The sequence below is a fragment of the Spirosoma spitsbergense DSM 19989 genome, assembly GCF_000374085.1.
Lineage (GTDB): Bacteria > Bacteroidota > Bacteroidia > Cytophagales > Spirosomataceae > Spirosoma > Spirosoma spitsbergense.
Window position 1 is genome coordinate 1 of record NZ_KB893492.1, and the last position, 2,836, is coordinate 2,836.

1 rRNA gene is annotated in these 2,836 nt (G+C 54.4%); it reads left to right on the forward strand.

The features are described 5' to 3' along the window. The first annotated feature begins 14 nt into the window (after positions 1-14). A 23S ribosomal RNA gene (locus B157_RS0111345) occupies positions 15-2,834 on the forward strand. The last annotated feature ends 2 nt before the right edge of the window (positions 2,835-2,836 follow it).

Sequence of the window (2,836 nt, forward strand, 5' to 3'; positions counted from 1 at the left end):
AAGGCGTAGATTATACGCAGCAAAAGGGCGTCTGGGGGATGCCTAAGGCTTCTGATGGCGATGAAGGACGTGGCAAGCGACGAAACGTAGTGGGGACCCGCTGGCAGGGGCTGATCCACTGGTATCCGAATGGGGCAACCCGATAGTTTGAAGAACTATCACTCCGTTAAGGAGAGCAAACGCGGTGAACTGAAACATCTAAGTAGCCGCAGGAAGAGAAAACAACTGTGATTCCGGGAGTAGTGGCGAGCGAAAGCGGAACAGCCCAAACCAGTGGCGTCAAGGCGCCATTGGGGTAGTAGGACCTGACATCAAATCAGCAATCGAACACGAATGACTTGGGAAAGTCAACCAGAGGGGGTGAGAGTCCTGTAGTGGTCAGAGCGCTGGTGGGTTGGGAATCCTGAGTAGGGGGGAACCGGAGAAATTCCCTCTGAATCAGCCGGCACCATCCGGTAAGGCTAAATACAGTCAGAAGACCGATAGCGCAGAGTACCGTGAGGGAAAGGTGAAAAGTACGGGGAGTACCCGGGTGAAATAGATCCTGAAACCAGGCGCCTACAAGCGGTCGGAGCCCCCAGTGTGGGGTGACGGCGTGCCTTTTGCATAATGAGCCTACGAGTAACCGTCACTGGCAAGGTTAAGAACGTGAACGTTCGCAGCCGAAGCGAAAGCGAGTCTGAACAGGGCGAATAGTCAGTGGGGGTTGACGCGAAACTTGGTGATCTACCCCTGGCCAGGTTGAAGGAGTGGTAAAACACTGTGGAGGACCGAACCGATAAGCGTTGAAAAGCTTCCGGATGAGCTGGGGGTAGGGGTGAAAGGCCAATCAAACTGAGAAATAGCTCGTACTCTCCGAAATGTTTTTAGGAACAGCGTTGCGTGTTACCACGGGTCAGGTAGAGCCACCAACAGGATGCGGGGGAGTCACATCCTACCAACTTCTGATGAACTCCGAATGGGCCTGTGGGTGCGTGGCAGTGAGGGCTTGGGTGCTAAGGTCCAAGTCCGAGAGGGGAACAACCCAGACCATCAGCTAAGGTCCCAAAGTATATGCTAAGTTGAACAAAGGCGGTCCGGCTGCTGAGACAGCCAGGAGGTTAGCTTGGAAGCAGCTATTCCTTTAAAGAGTGCGTAACAGCTCACTGGTCGAGCGGGGCGGGCGTCGATAATAACCGGGCATCAAGCATATCACCGAAGCTATGGACTCATGCAGGAGCATGATGTGGTAGGAGAGCATTCTAACATCAGTGAAGTTGTTCCGTGAGGGATGGTGGAGAGGTTAGAAAAGCAAATGTAGGCATAAGTAACGAGAATGGGGATGAGAACTCCCCACACCGAAAAGCTAAGGTTTCCTCCGCGATGGCAGTCATCGGAGGGTTAGTCGGGGTCTAAGGAGCAGCCGAATGGCGGGCTTTGAGGGGGAGCGGGTTAATATTCCCACACTATCTATGCAGGAGTGCTCATGACGGAGTGCCAGAGATTCTAGGTCCTGACGGAATAGGGCGTTGAGCGGAGGTTTCGGCTGAAGCGAAGAGTTGACGGGGCTTCCAAGAAAAGTGAGTAGTCGTTAAGCGTATGGATACCCGTACCGTAAACCGACACAGGTAGCTGGGAAGAATATTCTAAGGTGCGCGAAAGAATCATGGTTAAGGAACTCGGCAAGATGACCCTGTAACTTCGGGATAAGGGGGGCCTACTGGCAACAGAGGCTGCAGAGAAGAGGCCCAGGCGACTGTTTACCAAAAACACAGGACTCTGCCAAAATGAAAGTTGACGCATAGGGTCTGACACCTGCCCGGTGCTGGAAGGTTAAGGGGGGAGCTTAGCGCAAGCGAAGGTTTGAACTGAAGCCCCAGTAAACGGCGGCCGTAACTATAACGGTCCTAAGGTAGCGAAATTCCTTGTCGGGTAAGTTCCGACCTGCACGAATGGTGTAACGATCTGGGCACTGTCTCAACCATGAGTTCGGTGAAATTGTAGTAGCGGTGAAGATGCCGCTTACCCGCCACGGGACGGAAAGACCCCGTGCACCTTTACTACAGCTTAACGCTGAATGCCGGTCAGGCATGTGTAGGATAGGCGGGAGATTGTGAAGCGGTGTCGCCAGGCATCGTGGAATCGACCTTGAAATACCGCCCTTTTCTGACTGGCGTTCTAACTGGAGACAGGACCGCGTTTGGTGGGTAGTTTGACTGGGGTGGTCACCTCCGAAAGGGTAACGGAGGTTTCCCAAGGTTTGCTCATGCCGGACGGTAATCGGCAGGGGAGTGCAATAGCAGAAGCAAGCTTGACAGTGAGGCCCACAAGCCGATCTGGTGCGAAAGCAGGGTATAGTGATCCGGTGGTTCCGCATGGAAGGGCCATCGCTCAAAGGATAAAAGGTACGCCGGGGATAACAGGCTGATCTCCCCCAAGAGCTCACATCGACGGGGAGGTTTGGCACCTCGATGTCGGCTCGTCACATCCTGGGGCTGGAGAAGGTTCCAAGGGTTCGGCTGTTCGCCGATTAAAGTGGCACGCGAGCTGGGTTCAGAACGTCGTGAGACAGTTCGGTCCCTATCTGTGGTGGGCGTGGGAATACTGACGGGATCTGTCCTTAGTACGAGAGGACCGGGATGGACTCACCGCTGGCGCACCGGTTGTTTGGCCGCAGGCACGGCCGGGTAGCTACGTGGGGATCAGATAAGCGCTGAAAGCATCTAAGTGCGAAACTGGCCTGAAGATGAGTGTTCCGGTATAAAGGGGTGTTGTAGACGACGACGTTGATAGGCGGCAGGTGGAAGCGTAGAGATGCGTTGAGCCGAGCCGTACTAATGACCCCGGAAGCGTTTAG